Source organism: Pontibacter sp. YIM B11418 (assembly GCF_059278805.1).
Genome location: NZ_JCAEMH010000006.1, coordinates 355,169 through 378,215, shown reverse-complemented (window position 1 = coordinate 378,215; position 23,047 = coordinate 355,169). Strand labels below are relative to the sequence as shown.

Here is a 23,047-nt window from a genome sequence, read left to right as displayed (position 1 = left end):
TCAGCCGGCGGCTGCCTCAATAGGGTAGCCGTCGGCTTACGCATTTAATTTAATGACCATGACAAAGCAGAAAATCAAAATAGACATCTTTTCCGACATCAACTGCCCCTGGTGCTACGTGGGCGAGCGCAGACTCGACAAAGCCCTGCAGCAGGTGGGAGACCAATACGAAGCCGAGATCAGTTTCAAAGCTTTTGAGCTCAATCCGAATATCCCCCAGGGTGGCCTGGGCCGCCTCGATTATTTCAAAGGTAGCTACGGCGAACAAATTGTGGCGCAGGTGCCGGCTATGGACCAGCGTATGACCGAGGCCGGAGCTGAGGAAGGTATAAAATTCAACTTTTCAGAGGGTATGACAGTGAACAACACCTTTAACGGTCACCGCCTGATCTGGCTGGCTGGCCAGTACGGTGTGCAGCACGAAATGGCAAGTGCGTTGTTCAAAGCGTATTTTACAGACAACCGCCAGATGAACGACACGGCGGTGCTCAAGGAAATAGGTATAGCACAGGGTATACCGGCTGAGCGTTTAGAGAACTTTTTTGAAGGCGAAGAAGGTAAACAGGAAGTACGCCAGATGGAAGCTTTTGCGCAGTCCGCAGGTATAACCGGGGTGCCCGCCTTTGTGATCAACGACCAGTACCTGGTGAGTGGTGCTCAGCCTGCCGAAGCTTTCCTGAACGTATTCAAGCAAGTAGCACCTAGCATCCAGAAGCTCGACATCGAAGGCAACAGCTGCGAAGTGGGCGGTGTGTGCTAAACAATGACAGATATTAAGACAAAAGAACTCTAGACAAAGGACGAAAGACTTTTTGAAGTTCAAAGCAATTACGAATAGCTGAGGACCTGTTTCAGTGTGCTTTGGTAAAATCAAAAGGCTATTGTCCGGCATATTAACCAAGAACGATGGCAGATAAAAAGCTAAGCGATATCAAACTCTCCGTACTCGACCTGGTGCCGATCCGCACCGGCAAAAGTATCCACGACTCTTTTCAGCACAGTCTGGAATTGGCCCGTCACGTCGAGCAGTTGGGCTATACCCGTTACTGGCTGGCAGAGCACCACAACATGCCCGGTATTGCCAGCTCCGCCACAGTCGTGCTGATCGGTTACATTGCCGGCGGTACATCTACTTTGCGGGTAGGCTCCGGTGGTATCATGCTGCCCAATCATGCACCGTTAGTAGTAGCCGAGCAGTTTGGCACGCTTGAGAGCCTGTACCCCGGCCGCATCGACCTGGGACTGGGCCGCGCGCCCGGCACCGACCAGGTAACGGCCTACGCCCTGCGCCGCGACCTGCAGGGCAACGTGGAAGATTTCCCGAACAATGTGGCTGAGTTAAAACAGTACCTGAACAAAGAAAACAGCACGGCCAAGGTACGCGCTATACCTGGCGAGGGTCTCGATATACCTGTCTGGATTCTGGGCTCGAGCACTTTCGGGGCACAGCTGGCTGGCATCATGGGGCTGCCTTATGCTTTTGCCAGTCACTTCGCCCCTGCCGCCCTGCACCATGCCCTCAAGGTATACCGTGACAGTTTCAGGCCGTCTGAGCAGTTACAGGAGCCTTATGCCATGGCTTGTGTGAATGTGGTGGCCGCCGACACAGACGCAGAGGCAAATCACCTGGCAACTTCTCTTTACCAGTCTTTCCTAAACGTGATACAGGGCAAGGCCTTGCCGATGCAACCGCCTGTCGAAAGTATGAAAGACCGCTGGAGTCTGCAGGAGGAGTATGCGGTGAAGCAAATGTTGCGCTACAGTTTTGTGGGCAGCAAGAAATCGGTACAGGAAGAACTGGAAGCCTTTGTAGATGAAACGCAGGTAGATGAATTGATGATTTCAACGGGCATCTTTGATCCGGAGAAGCGCCAGTATTCTTATACCTTGCTCTCGGAACTGGTAGATTTGAAAGCAGTTAAGGTATAGCCTAGTAGTTGTTCTATAAAACAAAAGCAGCACAGGTGCTATACCTGATTAACTGCTCAGAAACAGACCCGAAGCGATGTTCGGGTCTGTTTTTTACACCTATACCTTCCCTATAGAAATGCTCACCCTTTAAATACTGCGGATCTCTTGCTTTCTGAAACGATTCGATTCCATCACGTACAACTAATCAGAACATCATTTCTAAACACATCAAACTTTAGCGCATGGAAGAGGTAGCAAAGAAAGATCAGAACAGTTTTATCGAGCGTCTTGCACAGCGGCTGGGCATTTCAGCAAATGCCAGCACGATTTACGGTGAGCCAGTAGAGCGCGACGGTGTAACGGTTATACCTGCGGCCAAGGCCATGTATGGCTTCGGTGGTGGCAGTGGCTCTAAAGCGGGCGAAGAAGGAACCGGCGGCGGTGGCGGCGTGGCCATTAAACCAGTAGGCTACATCGAGATTAAGGATGGGATTACCAAATTCAGATCAATCCCGGATCCGGAAAGAGTCATCAAAATAATTGGTGTGAGTGGTGTAATGGCCTTTATCCTGTTAAGAACAGTTAACAAACTGGTTAACAATCGAAAACGCTGATCAGTTAACGGTGGTTAACCAGTCTGCACAGGTATAAAAAGGCTACTACTTGCTAGCGCCTGCTTTAACTTTTGGAGGGTTGATCATGATGTGGGCCCCATGCGTGCCCGGATGCATGATCCAGGGCATGGCAACCGCACCCTGGTTTGGTTTGATCGGAAGGCCGGTGCTCTCGGCAGTCGCCCAGGGGATGTAAACGACATAGCGCAGGTAGCCATCGGATACCTCACCAGTGCGAACGTTCACCTGCTCATCCGGCGCGCTGTACACGAAGAGCGAAGTCGGCTGCTTGGGTAAAGTCAGCTTTCCGCTTTTGGCTTCTTTCTCGCGGATCCCGAAAATATCATTGGCACTCATACCTTGCTTGCGCAGTTCACGGCCACGGGCCATAAAAGGCTCCAGATCGTGGTGGTAGCACGACACCGAAAAGCCTGGCTGGCTTGGGTCGTCGGCCAGGCAGATTAGTTCATTCGTACCTTTGCGCAACGTCACTACCTCCCCTTTCTGATTATAACCCAGCACGGTGGCACCTTCCCGCTTGTCGGCAGGGGCAGCCAGCACGGCAGTCTTTATCTGATTCTCAGCAGCAGGTATAGTCGTATTTTGAGCTTGGGCGCTAAACGCTAACAATAGGGCGAAAACACAAGTGAAAAATTGCTTCATATCGTTATGGGGCTAAGTGAAAATGACAAAATAAAAGCTACCTGTTCGATTTTACCCTGTACGAAGAAAACCAGGAAAAAGCTTAGAACTCCCTTACAGCTAAGGCTCAACAAGCTACCTATATCTGTGCACGGGCACCTTGAACTCAGTCGGCTATACCTATCAAGACATTAACATATTAAGATATTTTAGTTATCTTAACGCTATCAACTAATCGACGCATTGCCCATGGCCGAGCCGAATTACCGACTACAGCATTACATGTTTCTGCTCAGCAAGCACTTCCGCAAAATTTTACTCGGACTGTTTTTGCTGATCATTTTGCTTACTTCCGTCAAGACGGTGGGCCCTGAAGAAGAAGGCGTGGTGATGTACGTAGGCCACTACGACCGCACCGTGCAGCCCGGCCTGAACTTTATTTTGCCCTTTGGTATAGAGGAAATGCAGAAGATTCCGGTGCAGCGGCAGCTCAAGCAGGAGTTTGGTTTTAGAACGACGGATTTAGAGCGAAACACCCAGTACTCGAAAGCAGATTTTAACGACGAGTCGCTGATGCTGACCGGCGACCTGAACCTGGCGAATGTAGAATGGGTAGTGCAGTACCGGATCGTAAACTCTTACAATTACCTGTTCAAGGTGCGCGACGCCGAGAAAGCGTTGCGCGACATGTCGGAGTCAGCCATGCGTAAAATTGTAGGCGACCGCACCGTGAACGAAGTCCTCACCGTGGGTCGTCAGGAAGTGGCCTCCAGTATGGAAGAACTGTTACAGCAAATGTGCGATGAATATGAAAACGGTATTCGCATCGACCAGGTAGTACTGCAGGACGTGAACCCACCGGAAACGGTGAAACCGTCTTTCAACGCCGTGAACCAAGCCCAGCAGGAGCGCGAAACCCTCATCAACCAGGCGGAGTCGGAGTATAACCGCATTATTCCGCGTGCACGTGGCGAGGCCGATGAAACGGTTCAGTTGGCCGAGGCTTATGCGCTGACGCGTGTCAACGTGGCTACGGGTGAGGCTGCCCGTTTCAACTCGCTTTTCGAAGAGTATGTGAAAGCTCCGGAGGTAACCAAGAAACGTCTATACCTGGAAACGATGGAACGTATCCTACCAAAAATTGGTGGAAAAGTGATTGTAGACGAACGCGGCAACAACGTGCTGCCCCTCCTAAACCTGGATCAAAACAAAACACAAACGCAAACGAAATAGCCTGTGAAAACCCCAAAGATATTATCGCTTTTAGCCGCTGTGTTGCTACTTACCCTGCTTTTCACCAGCGTATTTGTGCTCGACGAAACCAAGCAGGCCATTGTCACTCAGTTTGGCAAGCCCGTAGGCAAACCGCTCACCCAGCCGGGCCTGCATTTCAAGATCCCGATCGTGCAGAAGGTGCAGTTTTTTGATAAGCGTTACCTTGAGTGGGATGGTGATGCTAATCAGGTACCTACAAAGGACAAGAAGTTTATCTTCGTGGATTCCTATGCCCGCTGGCAGATCACCAATCCGCTGCAGTTCTTCATCCGTCTGCGTGACGAGCGTTCCGGCCAGTCACGCCTCGACGACATACTGGACGGTGAGACCCGCAACGCCATCGCCAGCCACGACCTGCTCGATATCGTGCGTTCCACTAACCGGGAGCCTGAAGTATCGGACGAGGTGATGGAAGACCTGGAAAACCTGGATAAGATCACAGTCGGCCGTGACAAAATTGAAGAACTGATCCTGAAACGAGCCAACGAACGTACTTCTGACCTGGGTGTGCAGATCCTGGATTTCCGATTTAAGCGCATGAACTACGTGGACGAAGTGCGTAACCGGGTATACGACCGCATGATCAGTGAGCGTAACCGTATCGCCGATCAGTTCCGTTCCGAAGGTCAGGGAGAGGCCCGCAAGATTCAAGGTAACAAGGAGCGTGACCTGGCCCAGATCACTTCCCAGGCCACCCGCGAAGCTGAAGTGATCCGCGGTAAAGCCGACGCGCAGGCCACTTCCATCTACGCTTCCGCTTACAACCGCAATGCTCAGGCACGAGAACTTTACTCCTTCCTACGCTCCATGGAAACACTGGAAAAATCATTTGATGATAAGACAAGTATTATTCTGTCTACTGATTCAGAATTATATAAGTATCTGAAGCGGGCGAACTGAGGAAGTTTAAGAGTTGGGGAGTTTTGGAGTTTGAAAGTTGTGATAAAGCGATGTTATACCCAACGTCGTATCCATTCGGTGACTTAACACTGGCTTTTGCGGACATCCATGTCCGCAAGCATTTCTGCAGGGGACATCCTTGTCCCCGTATACCTGCAAAACCTACACACGGGGATTAGGAAATCCACTACAGTTTGCTTCGGGATTGATAAATCCCGAAGAGCTTTTTAGAAAGGGCTTTTGAAAGGTCTTTTAGAAAACGTGACCACTTGTAGGGACAGGTAGCTACCTGTCCGAATCGTGCACTGAAAATTTATATGCCCGGAAGGCGTAGGTATAGGGCTTGTCTACAAGTTGGATGAGGTTTCATAGCCACACGATTCGGTGAAGCTGCTAAGCCCTCATTTTATTTTTTCTTTCTTCTTCTCCCACCCTCAAAAAACCGCCTGATTTTGCTGAAAGGGGACAGACAGTAGTAGGCGACATAGAAGAAAATCAAACTTATTAAGATTAGTAGATGTCCGCCGAAACCCGATAAAGAAAGTGTTCTACTATGAATACCCATTGCAACTCTATCATTCACTAGCATCCATATACCGGCTGCCATCAAGGAAATTGCATAAAATAGACTCTTAATAAAGTCGCTTTTACTTGTCTTAAATTTCATAGCAACCCTATCTTAAGTAACAGGCTCAAAACAGCGATAACTGCTCGCCGGCCGGTGTGATGTCGCTGACAGACAAAGTACGCTCAAAAATATCGCCCTGGCAGCAAATGTTATAAACGGGGGTCTCTTCAAATCGGGAGGCAACTACTATTTCAGTACCATCGGCACAGGTCTCGAACAGACTCTTCGCCAGTTTCGGGCAGTTATTGTCTTTGGAGAGGTGCGACAGGAACACATGGCTCATGAAGGCCGGCTTGTGCGCCACAAACAGCTCCAGCGCCTGCTTGTTGGACATGTGTCCGTGGTTGCTGCTAATGCGTCGTTTAAGATAATAAGGGTAGTAACTCTGCTCCAGCATACCCTCGTCGTAGTTCGTTTCCAGGAAGGCAGCATGGCATTGTTGGAAGTGACTGATCACATGGGCGCAGGGCGCGCCGATGTCCGTGAACACACCGATCTTTACGCCATTACCTTCCACCACAAAACTGTGCGGGTCGGCCGCGTCATGAAACTTCGGGAATCCGGTCACGGACAAGCCACCAATCTGCACCGGCTCGTATCCTGTGAAGGACACCACCTCCACCCCACTCAGGTCCATGCGGGAACGGTACAATGTACTGGTTGTAATGTAAACCGGCAATTTGTACTTACGCGCCAGCACAGGTATACCTTTGATGTGATCGGAATGCTCGTGTGACACAAAAATAGCCTTCACCTTGCGCATGGATAGACCCAACCGGCGCATACGCGTTTCAGTCTCGCGGCACGAAATGCCTGCGTCCACCAGCACGGCTTCCTGCTCGTTGCCGATGTAGTAACAGTTGCCGTTGCTGCCGGAATTTAATGAGGTGATGGCTAATTGCATAGAAGTACAAAGGTCGGGTTTTTAAAGGGATAAGTCAACTTGCTGAAGTTCCAAAAATTTGATTATACCCTGTTATAAGGGAGTACAAAAATATCCAGTCTACTTATACCAACCGCATAAGCAAAACCAAGTGTTACTGAATACTTCTTATGATTAATTTCTGAGAGTATGAATCGGGTTAGAAGCTATACCTAAATTCATTTGCATAGATGGATAATTATTGTATTTTTGATATATTAAAACTTTAACAAGCATATTAACTTTCCGTTAAAGATTAAAATAAGAAAGTCTTAGCCTGGATTAAAAGTTCAGGTGCTGCATGGCATTTTCTAAAATACCTACATTATCAGCAAAAGGAGAACGAGGTGTCAACTGCCTGGCCTAATTTGGCAACTATACCTGAATAGGGCGGCATGCTGAATCTTTAAAGATAAAAGAAAACCCAACCTTCAGGTTTGATCAATGCATTTGTATCTCTCAGCAAAACCCTCACCTATATGAAAAAGCTTCTCATCCTTTTTATTGTTTTTGCATTGCCTATGGCAGCATTTGCACAAACGAAACAGTGTATCATCAAGGGGAGGCTGAGTTCAGGCCTAACCGACACGCTCCGGGTAGTATCCATCTCTAAAAGTTACCCTCTGTCACAAAATGTGCTCATGAAAAACGGGGAGTTTTCATTCACGCTTCCTGTTGATGAGCCTTACATGGTCAGCATAGGAGATGATCATACCGGGGGAAAGTTCTTCTTTGTGGAGCCCGGAACCATTTTTTTCAACGGGGTTAAGAAGCTACATGAGGCAAAAATTCACTCGTCTGCTCCCAACAGCCTGAATAACCAACTCGCTGATTTAGAGATGCGAATCACGCATGCCAACGGAGGTAGTATCCCTGCCATTCAGGATAGCCTTGCGGCTGCCATGAAACGAAAAGATATGGTGAGAGCGGAGGAGTTAAAGGAGCGAATAGCGAAGGGTGAGGCATTAATGAAAACAGAAATCATATCCTTTATCAGGCAGCACCCAACTTCCTATGCAAGCGCCTTTCTTTTGCCTGCCATTTACAATAAAGAGAACCCGGAGGAATCTTTGGCTCTGTTCAGATCGCTGAGCCCCGAAGTGCAAACCTCTGACATGGGACAGCAATTTATGAGTATGACGGCCCCTAAGAATACGATTGCCGTCGGATCCAAAGCCCCGGCCTTTGCCCTTGACCACAACACCCGGAAACTCACGCTTGATCAGTTTAGAGGTAAGGTGGTGCTGCTGGAGTTTTGGGCGAGCTGGTGTGCACCCTGTTTAAAAGAAATGCCTGAACTCATCAAAATCGCGGATAGCCACAAGCAAAAGGGATTCGAGGTGCTGGCTATTTCGCTCGATGTGGACGATGAGAAAATGCGAAAAGCCATGGACAAGTACCAGATGCCTTTTATTCATTATACTGACTTGAAAGGCTGGTACAGCCATTTAGCTGAGAAGTACAATGTAAATGCTATACCTTATAATTTCCTGATTGATCAGGAAGGTAACATTGCGGCCATTAATGTGAAAGGCGCCGAACTCTCTGAGAAACTGGCCAGTCTGTTGAAGTAAGTAACCGACCATTTAAGATAAAAAAGCCCCTGCAGTAGCTATACCTGCAGGGGCTGTTTATTTGGCTAATGCTATACCTTAAATCTCTTCGGCTTCCAATCTGCTCGGCTTAAACTGACTGAGCACATCCTTTATACCTGCCAGTCCGCCGGAGATGTTCTCCATTTCAGAAAGCACCTGCCCTACCTGGTTGTTGCCACCAAAGCCTTTGAGCTTGTTGTTGCGCACAAAGGTGGTTTTGATATCTTCCCAGCGCTGCGCCTCAACTTCAGTCATAATGCCGATGAGTTGCTTGAACTTGAGCATGTTGGCTTCGGCACCGGAAGTGAGCGTCTGCGACTCGGCTTCGTAGTGCGACAAAATCAGCATCTGCAGTTCCTGGTCGTTCATGATCGGCATCACCTTTTCGGCCAGCTTGTTCATGTTGCGGTAAGAGCCCTGCAGCTTAAAGGCCGGCTCGGTGCGGTACTCGTCAGCCTGCGCGGCAGAGCGGATGTACTCGAGGTTCACTTTCAGGATCACATCCTGAATCTTGAGCAGCTTTTTCAGCACCAGCACATATTCGTTCAATTCGGCTGCCGAGTGATTGCCTTCGAACTCGAGTCCTTCGCTGTTGCCGCTCTCAGCCAGCTGAATCAGCGCGTAAATATCTTTCTGACTCTTTGCCGCCAGCTTTGCCAACACGGTGTTTGAGGTGAGGGAGTTTTCGATGTAGCTCAGTTTGAACACATCCTCAGTGTCGCCGATGATATCACCGAGGTTGTAAATATCGGCACGGTTGGCGAGCATGTCCGGGATGCGGAACTTCTCTCCTGTTTCGGTGTAGGGGTTACCAGCCATCACTACGCATACCTTCTTGCCCCGGAAATCATAGGTTTTGCTGCGGCCTTTGTACACGCCTTCGATCTTGCGCTGCGCGTCGCAAAGCGAGATGAATTTCTGCAGAAACTCCGGGTTACAATGCTGGATGTCGTCGAGGTAGATCATCACGTTGTCGCCCATCTCAAACGACAGGTTCAGTTTCTCCAGCTCTTCGCGGGCAGCGGCATTGGGCGCCTCTTTCGGGTCCAGCGCTGTTACCTGGTGCCCGATAGCCGGCCCGTTGATCTTCATAAAAATGATGCCCAGACGGTTGGCGATGTACTCCATAATGGTCGTCTTACCGTAGCCTGGCGGCGAGAGCAGGAGCAGCATACCCATCAGGTCGGTGCGCTTGGTCTCGCCGGCCGCACCAATCTGCTTGGCCAGGTTGGCGCCGATCAGCGGCAGGTATACCTGGTCGATCAATTTATTGCGCACAAAAGAAGACAGCACCCGCGGCCTGAACTCATTCAGACGAAGCGCCTGCTCGGCTTGCTGTGTCATGTTCTTTTTAAGCTCCGTGAAAGCTGTAAAAGCGGTGGCCGTGCTGCTTGTATAGTCGCGGAGACGGTGCAGGAAACCATGATAATGCAGCTGGTATTGCTGGCCCTGCACCTGCTGGTGCGCGCCCTGCATACCTTGCAGATTTTCTTTCAGCACCGTGTGCACAACCTGCAACGGGTTGTAGCTGTCGGTGAGCAAGAGTGTCGCCACTTCGGCCACAAACTCCGTCTTGTCATGCTGCCCAGCCTGCGCGATGTAGGCTTTCAGCCAGTGTTGGATCAGTTCGAACTGGTGTGCCACATTTTCCTGCAGTGCCTTCACCGATTCTTCAAACCGATCCAGCACTTTGCGTTCCGTCAGGAAATGCTTGAAGCCAACATAAAGCACGTCGGCCTGACTATCGATGACAAATTGGTTGCCGCGGGTGAGTTCATAAAACAGATACTCCCCTGCCTCGGCGGCACTGGCTTCTTCGCATAGCCCGGTCTCCTGCTGGAAGGTATAGAGTTCCTGCTGCAGATCGGCTTTCACGTCATCAAACTCGTGGGTGTCGGGGAAGACCTGCAGGATGGCGCTTATACCTTGTAGCTGGTGATGGAGCGTTTTCTTTTTGGCTTCCGGCACAAACACTTGCCAGTACAGTTGCGCACAGGCCCGGTCGATGGAGGTATAGCGTAGCAAATCCGCTGTTTTGATCAGGCGGATCAGCGCTCCTAAAATCAAGGCTGCGTCGTGATCGTGCACGCCTTTCATATAGCCTTCGTTGAAGCGCACAGCCATGAATTTGTTTACGTACTCGGTCAGCTCAGCCTCGGTGAGTTTGTGCAGTTCGTCAATGCTTAGGTATAGCAGACTGTTCTCCGTCTGCTGCGTGGCTGTCCCTTTGCTCTGCGCTGCTTCCAGCACTTTAAAGGCAAGGTACTCGGAGCGGTATACCTGGTTGTTCTCCGACACCAGCGTTTGCTCCCAAACCGGACGGTAGCTCAAAAACTGGTCATCAGTGATCTTCTCAAAAAAGTTGGTGCCGGTAAGGTGGTAGTACATGGCCTCGTCGCGGTGCACCACGCTCAGTTCCAGCGGCTGGGTGTTCACCGTAAACTGATGCTTGCCGAACTTGAGTATGTTGGCGCCCTCTACAAACAGTTCCTGCTTGTCCTTGAGCTGACGCACAGCGTCTTCCTTTAGGGTTTTAAGGCGACTCTGGATGGTGTCAGCCTTCACGGTGTCGCCAATCTTGAGCAATTCCTCCACCGTACTCCGCACCTTCTCAATCATGAGGTCGGAGGCGAAGTAGCCGTTGATTTCGTTTATCGAAGTCAATTTACCGGCGCGATTTTGCACCGCTTTCAGGATGCGTTCTGCTGCTTGCTGCAGACTGTTGGCTCGTTTGTTCTGCGCCTCCTGCAGCTGCACCTTCTTCGATTCGAAAGCGCTGTAGATTTCCTCCCGCTTGACCGTGAGCTGCTCAATGAACTCGTCAAAATCCGGGAAGCGACCCTCAAGTTCCTCCAGCTGCACCATCAGTTTAGCCAGGTACTCCTCGCACTTCTGCGGTGAATCAGACACGTCGAGGTAATTGACCACACTCTGGCTGATCAGCTTTATCTGGGAATTGAATTCGGCTTTGCCCTCCTGACTCAAAAGTTCTTTGCGCTTGCGGCGCAGCGTGGCTTTGGTCTGGTTGAAGGTAGCATAAATGGCAGAAATGGTATCGATGATGCGGGTGGTCTGGGTGGCATCTTCGATCTTGAGGTTGCTCACCACATCGATCAGCATTTCCAGTTCCGCCGAAACCGCCGCAATTTCCTTGTCCGTCGCGTCAGCCTCCACCACCTTAGCTATACCTTCGATGGCAGTATTAATCTCCTTTACCTTCTTCTCGTAAGGCGCCAGCGCATTGGGTTGTAAGAGAAAAGCTACAGCTCCGTTGGCCGTCTCCTGCGCAAATTGCTGCAGCTGTGCTTCGTATTTATCTATTATTGGCAGGTCGGTATAGCGCAACTCCTTCAGTGAGATTACCTCCCCACGTATACCGCGCAAATCGGCCAGATACTTCACATAATCATTGATGCTTTCGGCCTTTTTGTGCTTCAGCGTCTGGATCAGCGCGTCGGCCTGTCCCAGCACTTGACTGATCTGTGCCTGCGTGTTTTTCTTGATGCTGAGCACCTTCTCATACTCCTCCACCGCCGCCGTGGCCGTCTGCCTTATCGCCGAAATCGGCCCCGCCAGGTTGTAGGTTTCCGCACGGTTGAGCCAGTGGTAAGAGTCCAGTACATCTGTCGTCTTCTTGATCAGGTCCAGGTATAGGTTGGCGTAGGAGTCCTCTTTATTTATCAGCGACAACACCTCATTGCTCTCGGCCATCGCCCGCACAATGTCCTTGTTGCCGATCTTGTAGAGGTAGGATTCCTGCGTAACCGGTATCGTAAAGTTCGGCCCGATGTAAGGCGTCTGCCAGATTTGGATGGCGTGGTGCTTCTGTGCCTCTTCATCCGCCCTGAAATAGCACAGCTCCCCGTTTTCGTAAATGGCGTAGCCGTGGCACACAATCGGCGTTTCGATCTGCTGCGTGATCAGGTTGTAGGACAGCAACAGGTAAACGCTCGTCTCCTTGTTGTAAAACACATACAGGAAATCCTCGCCGTTTGGGGAAGCAATGCGCTTCTCAAACAGCATGTCCTGCAGGTTGTTATCGAATTGCTTGAACTCGCCCGTCTGCAGGTAGTAACCGTAGGCATAAATAATGCCCTGTCCGTCCGGTAACAGCACACAGCTGTGCTCCAGCGCGTCGATGCGGCGGGCTTCTTGCAACTTGGAGTTGTAAACGAAATAACGGTAGTTGTTCTCGCGGTATGGCCGGATCTTCAGGAGTATGATATTGCCGAGAACCGCGTAATAGATTTCCGAATCATCCAGCGTCTGATCCTTGTCCTCTACCTCTTCGGAGTAAATGCCGCGGCCCGATTCGGTATTGTCTTCTACCTTGATGGTGAGATCGCCGCCAACTGTCTCCACAAACACCTTGTCCTCGATGGACACGTGCGGGTGCTTGCCTTTGCGCTGCGCCTCGCGGGTGGTGCGCTTCCAGCTGAAGTCGTGCTGGTTGGGGAACACATACTCGTGGTCGCTGCGGTTGTCGATGTAGGTGATGGTGTCGCCTTTGAGCAACCACTTAAAGGTCTTGATGTCGTTGACGCCCTTGCCCACCCGGAACACCATGTACAGGTAGTTGCCGATGTGTGCGAACTTGACGAACTGTGTGTTCTTGTAGTATTTGTAGAGCTTTTGGAAATCGTCCTGAAACGTCTTGTCCTGTAGCACGTCCAGCGTCTGCTGATGGAAGCTGTGGCCTTCGTAGGTATAGACGCCAAACACATCCGACAGCTCCACCTCCGACTTGAGGCCCAGGTATACGTTGTAGCCAAAAAGCAAGGTATAGCCCACCGGCACCATGTCCCAAGGCACACAGTTGTTCTCAGTAGTGATGCGCTCCGTGGTGATCAGCTGCGTTTCAATGGCGCCAAACACGCTCTTCCGCTCCTGGTTCAGCTGCTCGAGTTGCGTGCGCAGTTCGGCCCCGCTTTTCTGCAGACGGTTCCGTAAGATTTCATAAGTACCACCCTCCAGCTGCACATTTTCGGCAGCTGGTGTGGCGGCGGTATTGGTATCTTCCATTTAGGTTGGAGGATTAAAAATGAATGATAGTAAGTTTTTGGCTTTATTTAAAGCCAAGTGTTATCACGGCTTATTTTGTACAAGTGGCTTGTATAACTTTACTCGTGCAGCCGATGGGCGAGGCGTAACCAAGCATAAAGGCTGAACCGTGTTGTAAAATGTTTTTATCTTTTGAAAAGCAATTGTTTGATTAAAGGGCCTTCTGTAAAGTCATCACTTCTTATTGTAAGTTCTGCTTTAATGTTATCAGCGTCCTCTCCCAGAACAAATAAATGTTTACAGAAGATATCACTCTCTGATGAGTGCTGTGCTAAACTAATTGCTGTTTTTTTGGAAAGGCTATTTCTTGAAATTACTACATACTCCTCTTTTTCTCGATAATCAACATGCAAATTCTTTATTTGAGGTTGTATAATCTCAAAGCTAGTTCCAAAGCCATTACTATTCTTTCTTCGATTATCTTTTAATTCTTTAATTAACTCATCTTCTGATATCAATCCAAAATTTTCATTTTTAAAAACTTTCATTTCTATATTAAATTCGATTGATTTATTTGACTGGTTAGTTATTCTAACATCTATGTATTTTATGTTCCAGTTTATTATTTCATCATTGTCAGTAGAACCAAAATAAGACTCAATCTTTAAATCATTTTTTCTGTCTTTTTCGGAAAACCGTGTTTTATAGATATTTTCAAAGTCATTCCTTTCGAGTTTTCTTGATGAAGAACCAACTCTTATAAATCCATCTCCAATTTTGTATTCAGATTTTTTCGTAACTGGATTTTCCAAGTTCTTTTTAAATAGGTAAGGTCTATTTTTGTTGCCAAAGATTCTGAAATATGCAATCCGCTTACCCTCATAAGTTGCTGATTTATATTCAAAATTTATTTTAGGCTCTATATTATCTGTTAAAAATTGCTGATACTTAGCTTCGTCTGTTAACATTTCAACTTCAAAGACCTCACTAGCAATTCCGTTTTCTTCTTTAACTCCAATTATGATGTACTTATCAGCATCTGAATGATGATTTGCAAAAGCAGAAATGTCTTTTAAAACCTCATTCTTTTTCTCATTTTTCCCTAAAGCATACTCTTCTTTTTTATAATCCAAATTGGATCCTTCGGAATCATATTTGATAATTTGTTTTAAGTCTGTGCTCATTGATAATATAAATGTTTTACAACACAGGTATAAAAAAGCCCCTCTCCTGTTTTTAGGAGAGGGGTTTGGGGTGAGGTTAGTTCAAAGAAATGTAAGGCTTATCCGCTATACCCATGGCCGTGGCCGCTGAAGTTAGCTGCTTAAGAGTATTCAGCGTGCCTTCATCGGCGCTGCTCTGCATCATCTTCAGCAGGATGGCCGATACGCTCAGGTTGCGCACGTCGTCGGAGGTCATACCGAACTGCTTGATGAACTGCTGCAGGTTCTCTCTGAAATCCATATGGCCGTTGGCGTTTGGTTGGAAGAACGTGTCCTTCACGGTGTTCAGCACTTCGCTGTTGCTTACCAGTCGGTCTACCTGCTTGCCTTTGGTGATGGAGCCCACAATCTGGTCGAAGAACATGGTCTCGCCACCCACAATGTCGATTTTCGCTGACTTCAGCGCCTCGGAGATTACCTCGGCCTGAGAAGAAGCAATGTCTTTTTGGATATTGATGTGGGCCAGTTCGATGACCTTGTCTTTCTCCAGGCGCAGCTTGAACTCTTCGTGCTCTTTGCCTACGCCGTCCAGTTTGCGCATCGCTTCTGCTTTCTCCTCTATACCTTTGGCGTCTACGGTGAACTTCTCGCCGATCACACGGGCCTCTGCCAGACCACGTTTCTCTTCGGCAGTAGCCATGTTTTCCACTACAGTTGCGTCAGCTATACCTTGTTCTTTAGTCACTTTGGCGGTTACCATACCCAGTTTCTCGTCGGCTTCGGCCTGCGCGTTGGCTTTGGCTTTGATCACCAGTGCTTCCGCTTCGCCTTCTTTCTGACGGGCGTGTGCTTTGGCCTCCATTACCTGTGCTTCAGACAGGCCAATGGCTGCTGCCTGCGCTGCCTCGGCTTCTGCCATGGTCTTGATGGCCTGTGCACGGTTGTTAGAAGACACCTGCTCTGCCTCTGCGTCTATCAGCATTTGCTTCGCACGGAACTCCGATGCCTGACGGGCTGCTTCGGCACTCTTGATCTCTTTCACCAGCGACTCTTCTGCTTCACGCTCCGCATTCTTAATCGCCACGGCTTTCACACGATCTGCTTCGGCGAAGGCCCTGGTGTCCTTGATCTTTTCTTCCTCTTCTACCACGGCTTTCTCCACGGTCACACGCTCGCGGATAATGCCCTGAATGTTCTTGCGCTCTTCTTCAATGGCTTTCTCTTTCTCGATCTGAGCCAATGACACGATGCGTTCTTTTTCATTGGCCTCCAGCAAACGCGCCTGCTCCACACGCTCTGTTTCGATGGCGTCGGTGCGTTGCTTGCTGCGCTCGGCCACCAGTATCTGGCGGTCTTTGTTCTGCTCGGCAATTTTGACTTCTTCGTCGGTGGCGATGCGGGCTTTTTCTGCTTTCAGGCGCTCTTCGTGGCGCACTTTCTCCATCTCGGCAAACTCACGCGATTTGATGTTGGCAATCTCACGCTTCTGCTTCTCTTCGTTTTCAGCCAGCTGTTTCTCGAGCTCCAAAATGGTTTCCTGGGCCTCTACGTCCTGCTTTTTGATGGTCTTCTGCTTCTCGCGTTCGATCAGGTTGGCCTGTACTTTCTGCTTGGCCGTCAGGTCGATGATCTTCTTGATACCCTCGGCGTCGAGGATGTTGTTTTCGTTCAGGTGGGTCAGTGGCGTTTGCTCCAGGTAGTCGATCGCGCAGTCGTCCAGCACATAGCCATTCAGGTCGGTACCGATCGTCTGCAGAATCTGACGCTTGAAATCGTCGCGGCTCTGGTACAGGTCTACAAAATCAAAGTGCTTGCCTACGGTCTTCAACGCTTCTGAAAACTTGGCATCGAACAGACTCTCCAGTGCAGAATGGTCAGAGGCACGCTTACAGCCAATGGACTGTGCCACCTGGATCACGTCTTCCGGCGTTTTGTTCACGCGTAAAAAGAAATTCACCTTAATGTCAGCGCGCAGATTGTCTTTACAGATCAATCCTTCGGAGCCTGTCCGGGAAATCACGATTGTTTTGAGGGTGATGTCCATCACCTCCAGCTTGTGAATGACCGGCACTACAAAGATGCCGGAGAAAGACACTTTCGTATCGCCTAGACCGGTACGCACCAGGGCCTCGCCCTGAATGGCTTTTTGGTACATTTTGATAACGATGGCGATAAAGCCAATCGCGAATACCGCCAGTATAATGACGATAGACAAGGATAAAGATTCTAGCATGCGAATTAAATGGTTTGGTAAGGTTCTATGAGGTAAAATTTGTTTTCAGCATTGTACTCGAGCACGAGCGCGGTTTCGCCTTTTTGCACAGCGGAGCCCTGGGTGGTTCTGACGTTCAACAGGAGTGGCGCGCCGGTCGTCTTCACAGCAGCCTGGCCCAGCTCGTTGCCGTTGGCAGGCAAAGTAACCGTGCAGATCTGCCCGATGATAGCGGCAGCCGATTCGTGTTCTTTTTCCATGGCAGCAAACACGCGAATGAAAGGCATGGTCAGGAATTTAGCCACAAAAAGCGCTGCGATAAAGGACGGGATCAGGTATAGCCAGCCTAACAAGGTATAGCCATCGTTGAGGTAGTAATTGGCCAGGATCGAAATCGCCCAGAAAGGCAGCGCCAGGAAAGTCAGAAATACCATGAAAGGCACCTTGCCCAGGTTGAAAAAGGCCAGGACATTGTTGAGCCAACTGACGGCCGACACGCCATCGGCATCCACATCGGGCGCTACGTCCACATCGAAAAAGTCGAGGTCCAGCAGGCCGAAGATGACGGCCACCCAGTAAAGTAGTACGAAGGCCAGCAGGGCGGTTGGAAGGATGTTAACGGCGGAAAAAGTAGCTTGTAAAAGTTCGTTCATAGGCAAAAGCAGGTTGAAAAAAGTATTGTGCTATAAATATAAAAGAATATTCATAACAAAGCATATACTTTTTGTATTTCGCTCCTGAAAGAAAAGAGAAGTAAGCACCATCCGCTATCTTTGCACTGTTATTTACAAATGACAGTCTAACAAAAAACTGCCCTGCTTATACATGCAAAGCCGCTACAGCAAAGAAATTATACCTATTGAAGGATGGGAACGCGAAGAGACATTCCAGTTTTTCAGCACTTTCACCCAACCGTTTTTTAACGTGCACACGGAAGCGGACATCACCCCGCTATACCTATATTGTAAACAGCACGGCCTGTCGGTTTCGCTGGCCTACATGCATGCCACTGTGCAGGCTGCCCGTACGGTAGAAAACTTTCTGCTACGCATCGAAAACGGACAAGTGGTTAGGTATAGCGGACTGGACCTATCTACTACCATTCTGAAAGACAATAAGCAGATCGCTTTCACCCACTTCCCTTTCCACGAAAAACTAGAGGATTTTTGCGCTGAAGGTGCCCGTATTATTGCAGCCGTAAAGCAAAGCGCCAAACTGTTCAACGGCCATCAGGGTGCAGACCTGCTGCACATGACCACGTTGCCCTGGTTCACTTTTAAAGGGATGGAACACGCATTCTCGACCGGCCACGAAGATCCGGGCGTACCCAGGATTGGGTATGGCAAACTGGAAATGCGTGACGACAAGGTATACCTGCCCATCAGCATCGGCCTGCACCATGCCCTGGCCGACGGCTACCACATGCACCTGTTTTTGGAAGAGCTGACGCAGGTAGTCCAACGCTATACCTTGTAGAATTCTACGTATTTATTGCGCTATACCTGAGGGAAGTATTAAACGCACTGATGTTTCAACTTTTTCCCTAAATTTATCTTGCCGTATATAGTGATAACCAATATATTGGGTGGTAGTTGAGGCTCATCCCCGACTGATCTTTCTTACCTTTTATCTTACCAATATGTGGCGATCCGTTATTACTGGCACCGGCAGTTATATTCCGACAGAAGTAAAAACCAATCAGGACTTTACCTCTCACAATTTCTACACTGATCAAAACGAGCCAATCGGGGTTTGCCCGAATGTGGTCGTTGAGAAATTTCAAAAAATAACAGGTATAGCGGAGCGCCGCTACGTAGCCTCCCACCTCACTACTTCCGACATCGCCACGCTCGCCGCTGAAGAAGCCATCCGCAGCAGTGGCATCGATCCAGAAACGCTGGACATGATTATTGTAGCGCACAACTTTGGCAATGTGTTAGAGGGAACGATACAATCCGATGCCGTGCCTGCGTTGGCCAGTCGCGTGAAACACAACCTGAAGATCAAGAGTCCGAACTGTGTGGCTTACGACATTCTGTTTGGCTGTCCGGGTTGGGTGCAGGGCATGATCCAGGCCGAAGCGTTTTTTAAGGCAGGTATGGCGAAGAAGGCGCTCGTGATCGGAGCCGAAACCCTCTCCCGCGTGATCGACATGTACGACCGCGACAGCATGATCTTCAGTGATGGCGCCGGTGCTTCGGTGGTGGAGTACCAGCAGGTGCCGGAGGACGGCAGTGGTATACTGGCCAGTTGCGCCCGCAGCCACAGTGTAGAGGAGGCCTACTACATCAACATGAACAAGTCCTACATGCCGGACGGTGATCCGCGGGTGCGCTACATCAAAATGAAGGGCCGCAAGGTATACGAGTACGCCATCAAGTTGGTACCGGAGGCCATGAAAGAATGCCTGGATATGTGCGGTGTGGACATCAAAGACGTGAAAAAAGTGTTCATCCACCAGGCCAACGAGAAAATGGACGAAGGCATGATACAGGCGCTCTTCAAACTTTACGGCCGACGCGACATCCCGGAAGACATCATGCCGATGAGCATCCACTACCTGGGCAACAGCTCTGTAGCCACCGTACCAACGCTCTACGACATTGTGCGCAGAGGTCAGGATGAGAAGCACGAGTTACATGATGGCGACATTATTCTATTCGCTTCGGTGGGAGCAGGTATGAACATCAACGCGATCTGCTACCGGGTATAATTTAAACTTCTAAACCTTAAAATGAAGGCCTCACTAAAAATAGTGAGGCCTTCATTTTTTATTCAGCTATACCTGCTCCTTTATTCGCCGGATCAACTCCTGCATTCGCTCGTAATGCGAGCCTTTCCAGTAGGCCCGCATGCATTGCTGACACTGGTAAAACTCATCGAAGAATAGTTGGGTTTTAGGTGGCAGCTGCTCCAGTATCGTCTGTTTTTCTACCGCTACAATGGGGCCGTTGCAAACCATACAGCGGGTAAAAGCCTGGAACTGATCTGCCAATCTATACCTGTTGACCACCTCCAGTAGTTGCACTTCGGTTATTTGGGAGCGCAGCCAGTAGCCGGCAGGTATAGCATTGTGCTTCAACAGGTTCACATCGCGTGTCAGCAGAATCCGTTGCTCTTCTTTGGAGATTTGAACAAGTTCCGAATCATGCAGTTGCTGCTCGTATACCGTGTCGAAGCCCAGCATGCGCAGCGAGCGGGCCAGCGAGCCGAGGTGCACATCCAGCACGAAACGCCGGTCTGCTATACCTATCAGCAGTTCCGTTTCCCCTGCTTCGAAAGAGTATACCTCTACCTGGTCGTCATGTTCAAGCCGATGGCTAAAACTTACTTTCTCCCCGTTCACCTGCACCCTTCTCACCTCCACATGAGGCACACTCATAGCCTCGATCATGTCTTTTACCGTTTGGTGTGCTGCGAAGGTATAGCTGATGGCGGTATGCCGTTGGCGGGGGCGCAGAAAGTCGTTCAGCGAGCCGTGAAACCGAAAATGGGCGGTATGCAACATAAGGCGTCAGGTATAGCCAATCAGGTATACGGACCCAAAAGTAAAAGCGCCCGGGCAAAACCCGGGCGCTTTATCAATTAACAAAAACCAGTCTTAACACTCTTTCACTTTTACTCAATTTGCTCTTCTTGTCTCGTCTTCGGCACTACCGGTGCGGCGGCGCGACGGACCAGATTGCGCCTGTCCGAAACGGTAGTTGAAGCTCAGGGTCGCCACCTGCGTGTCGCGACGCTGGTAGAAATTCTCTTCGTAGCGGGACAGGGCGGTATAGCCGTTGGCTTTGTTGGTATAGAACACATCCGATACGTTCAGCTTCAAACTGGCTTTTCGGTCCCAGAACTGTTTCTGCACGCCCACCGACATAAACCACAGCGGGTCTACCTCCAGGAAGCCATATACCTCGCGGCCGCGGTACACGCCCACCAGCTCACCTGACCAATCGTTCGGCAGCTTGATCGTGTTGTTCGAGTTCAGGTTAAAGGTCGGGATACCGTTGCTCAGGTCGGTGTCCGCTACGAATCCTTTGTAATGACCGTAGTAAACTGTGGCATTGTTCACGCTGTTGAACCAGTTGCCAATCGAGAAAGGCGCTGTCACTGTCAGGCCGTAGTAGTCAAGCGAGGACAGGTTGCGGAAGGTCTGCACTACAAGTTTCTCTGCGCCCGGATCTGGTGAGAGCACCTGCACCATCACACCGCTGGTATGGCTGTAGCTCAGCTTGGTGATGAAGCGCTGATCGAAAGTATGGGTCAGCTCGAATGAGTAGGACAGCTCTGGTTTCAGGAAGGGGTTGCCTGCCGAGTAAGTGCTGGGGTCCAGGAAGTTCTTGAATGGATTGAGCTGGTTGTAAGACGGACGGTTAATGCGGCGGCTCACCGACATGCCCACGTCATGCTTTTTGTTCAGGCTGTAGTTAACGGCTGCACTCGGAAACAACTGAGTATAGTTGCGGTCAAATTTCTGCCCATCCGTCAGCTGCCTGCCCTTCGCGATGGTGTTTTCCAGACGAAGCCCCAGTTGCAGCACTGCCTTTTTCCACTTCTTATTCGCATTCACATAGGCCGCGTTGATGTTCTCGTCATACAGGAAATGGTTGCTTTTATCGGTGTCCAGTTCGTTGCCGCCGTTGCTGCGGTCGTAGAAGGCCAGGTCATTATCGGCTGTCACCAGGCTGCTTTTTAAACCGGCTTCAAAATTGCCGCCGATGCCAGCCAGCGGTTGCCGGTAGTCAGCGCGTGCTGACTTAATGGTCAGGTTACCGTCCAATGTGCCGTAAAGCAGGTAGGGGTCGCGGATCTGCTCGTTACTCAGGTTGTAGTAGTTGGTGGTGAAGTTCTGCTCGTCGGTGTTGCGGTACGATATGTAGTCCACGTCAGCCGTGATCTCCCGGCCCAGACTGTCGATCGTGTGCTTCAGGTTAAAGTTGTAGGCCTGGTTGCGACGGCCGTGCTCCACATCGGCGCCCGTCACGAAAGAGGATTCTGGCTGCCCGCCTGCGTTGATCACACTGGAACGGTTGTTCGTACCACGGTCTATGTCCGACGCAAAGCCGCTGGCCACCACGCCCAATACTGTTTTAGGTGACAAAAAGTAATCAGCCCCTACTCTGCCGCTGTGGTTGTTAAATAAAAAGTCGAACCTGTTCTGTTGATCATAAGCACCAATGAATTCGCCGTTTTCGTCCAGGAAGCGGCGGTAAATGTCCAGGTCGTTAAAATCTTTGCGCAGTACGTAGTTGTAGCTGCCGAAAAGGTTGAATTTTTTAGTCCGGTGGTTCAGCTGCACGCCCTGATTCGATTTGGCAAAGCGGCCCTGTCCGTAAGAGGCGCTGAGTGTTCCGTTGGTGCCCAGGCTTTTGTCACGTTTCAGGCGGATGTCGATGATGCCCGAATTACCGGCCGCATCGTACTTGGCCGAAGGGTTGGTGATCAGTTCGATCTTCTCCACGCTGCTGGCGGACATGCCGCGCAGCATGTTGGCCAGCTCCGAGCCCGACATCGGCACCGGTTTTCCGTCCACCATCACAATCACACCCTGGCGACCGCGCATGCTGATGTTGTCGTTCTGATCAATGACCACGCCCGGCGCCTTCTCCAGCACCTCAAGTGCCGTGTTACCCGCCGACACAATGCTGTTCTGCACATTTAATACTGTTTTATCGAGGTGCTGCTCGATCAGCGGTTTCTGTGCTTCGATCACGACCTCTTTCAGTGCCGTGGCAGACTGGCTCATTACAATCGGATTTAGCTTGAGGGCTTCTGCTTCAGCGTTTACGTTCGCTTCCATGGCCTTCGACTTGCCGAAGCCGACCATGCTGGCCACCACCTTGTACTTGCCAACGGCTATACCTTCAAACAGGAAAGATCCACTTTCATCAGACAGCGTGCCCTTTACGAGTGAGGAGTCTGCCGCTTTAAGCAGGAGCACGTTGGCATAGCCCATGGGCTTGTCAGCCGTTTCCAGCACCTTGCCCGCAATGGTGGCCTGCTGTGCCGAAGCGGAAGTGTAAACAAAGAGGAAAAAAAGCAGCAGCAGGTATATCTTGCCGTTGCGTTGAGACTGGAGAGTTAGAGGTTCTTTCATGTGAATCTGGTATTTATTTTCTCATAGAGTTATTTTGCTTATCCTAAATGTGTGCCAACTGTTTAAATCTTTGATTAACAGGTAATTACATGC

Annotated in this window: 16 protein-coding genes; 8 read left to right on the top strand and 8 right to left on the bottom strand. The window is 50.0% G+C overall.

Features of this window, described 5'->3' with window-relative positions; all coding sequences use genetic code 11:
* The first annotated feature begins 58 nt into the window (after positions 1-58).
* The 3 genes from AC4QZR_RS16610 to AC4QZR_RS16600 all read left to right on the top strand — a co-directional run bounded on the left by AC4QZR_RS16610 (position 59) and on the right by AC4QZR_RS16600 (position 2,525).
* Complete coding sequence (locus AC4QZR_RS16610) at positions 59-760, top strand: DsbA family oxidoreductase (RefSeq protein WP_494481933.1); 702 nt, start codon at positions 59-61, stop codon at positions 758-760.
* Between the two features lie 146 nt (positions 761-906).
* Positions 907-1,929: an LLM class flavin-dependent oxidoreductase gene (locus AC4QZR_RS16605; protein ID WP_494481932.1), complete on the top strand. Its 1,023-nt coding sequence runs from the start codon at positions 907-909 to the stop codon at positions 1,927-1,929.
* Positions 1,930-2,153: 224 nt separating this feature from the next.
* The gene (locus AC4QZR_RS16600) at positions 2,154-2,525 is read left to right on the top strand and encodes a spore germination protein GerW family protein (RefSeq protein ID WP_494481931.1); all 372 of its coding nucleotides are present in this window, start codon (positions 2,154-2,156) and stop codon (positions 2,523-2,525) included.
* 45 nt (positions 2,526-2,570) lie between these two features.
* Here the strand turns inward: AC4QZR_RS16600 and AC4QZR_RS16595 are convergent, their stop codons facing one another.
* The gene (locus AC4QZR_RS16595) at positions 2,571-3,188 is read right to left on the bottom strand and encodes a hypothetical protein (protein ID WP_494481930.1); all 618 of its coding nucleotides are present in this window, start codon (positions 3,186-3,188) and stop codon (positions 2,571-2,573) included.
* 228 nt (positions 3,189-3,416) lie between these two features.
* Between AC4QZR_RS16595 and hflK the strand changes: the two genes are divergently transcribed.
* Positions 3,417-4,400, top strand: a complete 984-nt coding sequence (gene hflK, locus AC4QZR_RS16590) for an FtsH protease activity modulator HflK (protein ID WP_494481929.1) — start codon at positions 3,417-3,419, stop codon at positions 4,398-4,400.
* Between the two features lie 3 nt (positions 4,401-4,403).
* Positions 4,404-5,342, top strand: coding sequence for a protease modulator HflC (gene hflC, locus AC4QZR_RS16585; RefSeq protein ID WP_494481928.1), 939 nt, complete (start codon positions 4,404-4,406; stop codon positions 5,340-5,342).
* A 692-nt stretch (positions 5,343-6,034) separates the two neighbouring features.
* On the opposite strand, the gene AC4QZR_RS16580 is transcribed toward hflC, so the two are convergent.
* Positions 6,035-6,874, bottom strand: coding sequence for an MBL fold metallo-hydrolase (locus AC4QZR_RS16580; protein WP_494481927.1), 840 nt, complete (start codon positions 6,872-6,874; stop codon positions 6,035-6,037).
* Between the two features lie 497 nt (positions 6,875-7,371).
* On the opposite strand from AC4QZR_RS16580, the gene AC4QZR_RS16575 reads away from it, so the two are divergent.
* Entirely contained in the window at positions 7,372-8,466 is a 1,095-nt protein-coding gene (locus AC4QZR_RS16575) for a redoxin family protein (protein ID WP_494481926.1), read from the top strand.
* A gap of 78 nt (positions 8,467-8,544) precedes the next feature.
* On the opposite strand, the gene AC4QZR_RS16570 is transcribed toward AC4QZR_RS16575, so the two are convergent.
* From AC4QZR_RS16570 to AC4QZR_RS16555, 4 genes are all read right to left on the bottom strand, one after another.
* Positions 8,545-13,509 carry a DNA repair ATPase gene (locus AC4QZR_RS16570; RefSeq protein ID WP_494481925.1) on the bottom strand — a complete coding sequence of 1,655 codons (4,965 nt, stop codon included), beginning with the start codon at positions 13,507-13,509 and terminating at the stop codon, positions 8,545-8,547.
* A 164-nt stretch (positions 13,510-13,673) separates the two neighbouring features.
* Positions 13,674-14,672, bottom strand: coding sequence for an AlbA family DNA-binding domain-containing protein (locus AC4QZR_RS16565; RefSeq protein ID WP_494481924.1), 999 nt, complete (start codon positions 14,670-14,672; stop codon positions 13,674-13,676).
* Between the two features lie 76 nt (positions 14,673-14,748).
* Positions 14,749-16,884 (bottom strand): flotillin family protein, encoded by a 2,136-nt coding sequence (locus AC4QZR_RS16560; protein ID WP_494481923.1) that lies wholly within the window; start codon positions 16,882-16,884, stop codon positions 14,749-14,751.
* A gap of 5 nt (positions 16,885-16,889) precedes the next feature.
* Complete coding sequence (locus AC4QZR_RS16555; RefSeq protein WP_494481922.1) at positions 16,890-17,516, bottom strand: hypothetical protein; 627 nt, start codon at positions 17,514-17,516, stop codon at positions 16,890-16,892.
* A gap of 172 nt (positions 17,517-17,688) precedes the next feature.
* Here AC4QZR_RS16555 and AC4QZR_RS16550 point away from each other — a divergent pair, with 172 nt between their 5' ends.
* Complete coding sequence (locus AC4QZR_RS16550) at positions 17,689-18,339, top strand: CatA-like O-acetyltransferase (RefSeq protein ID WP_494481921.1); 651 nt, start codon at positions 17,689-17,691, stop codon at positions 18,337-18,339.
* Between the two features lie 163 nt (positions 18,340-18,502).
* Positions 18,503-19,576 (top strand): 3-oxoacyl-ACP synthase III family protein, encoded by a 1,074-nt coding sequence (locus tag AC4QZR_RS16545; protein WP_494481920.1) that lies wholly within the window; start codon positions 18,503-18,505, stop codon positions 19,574-19,576.
* A gap of 66 nt (positions 19,577-19,642) precedes the next feature.
* On the opposite strand, the gene AC4QZR_RS16540 is transcribed toward AC4QZR_RS16545, so the two are convergent.
* A complete protein-coding gene (locus tag AC4QZR_RS16540; RefSeq protein ID WP_494481919.1) occupies positions 19,643-20,371 on the bottom strand; it encodes a Mut7-C RNAse domain-containing protein in 729 nt (242 codons plus the stop codon).
* A 114-nt stretch (positions 20,372-20,485) separates the two neighbouring features.
* Positions 20,486-22,954 carry a TonB-dependent receptor gene (locus AC4QZR_RS16535; RefSeq protein WP_494481918.1) on the bottom strand — a complete coding sequence of 823 codons (2,469 nt, stop codon included), beginning with the start codon at positions 22,952-22,954 and terminating at the stop codon, positions 20,486-20,488.
* Positions 22,955-23,047 lie beyond the last annotated feature (93 nt).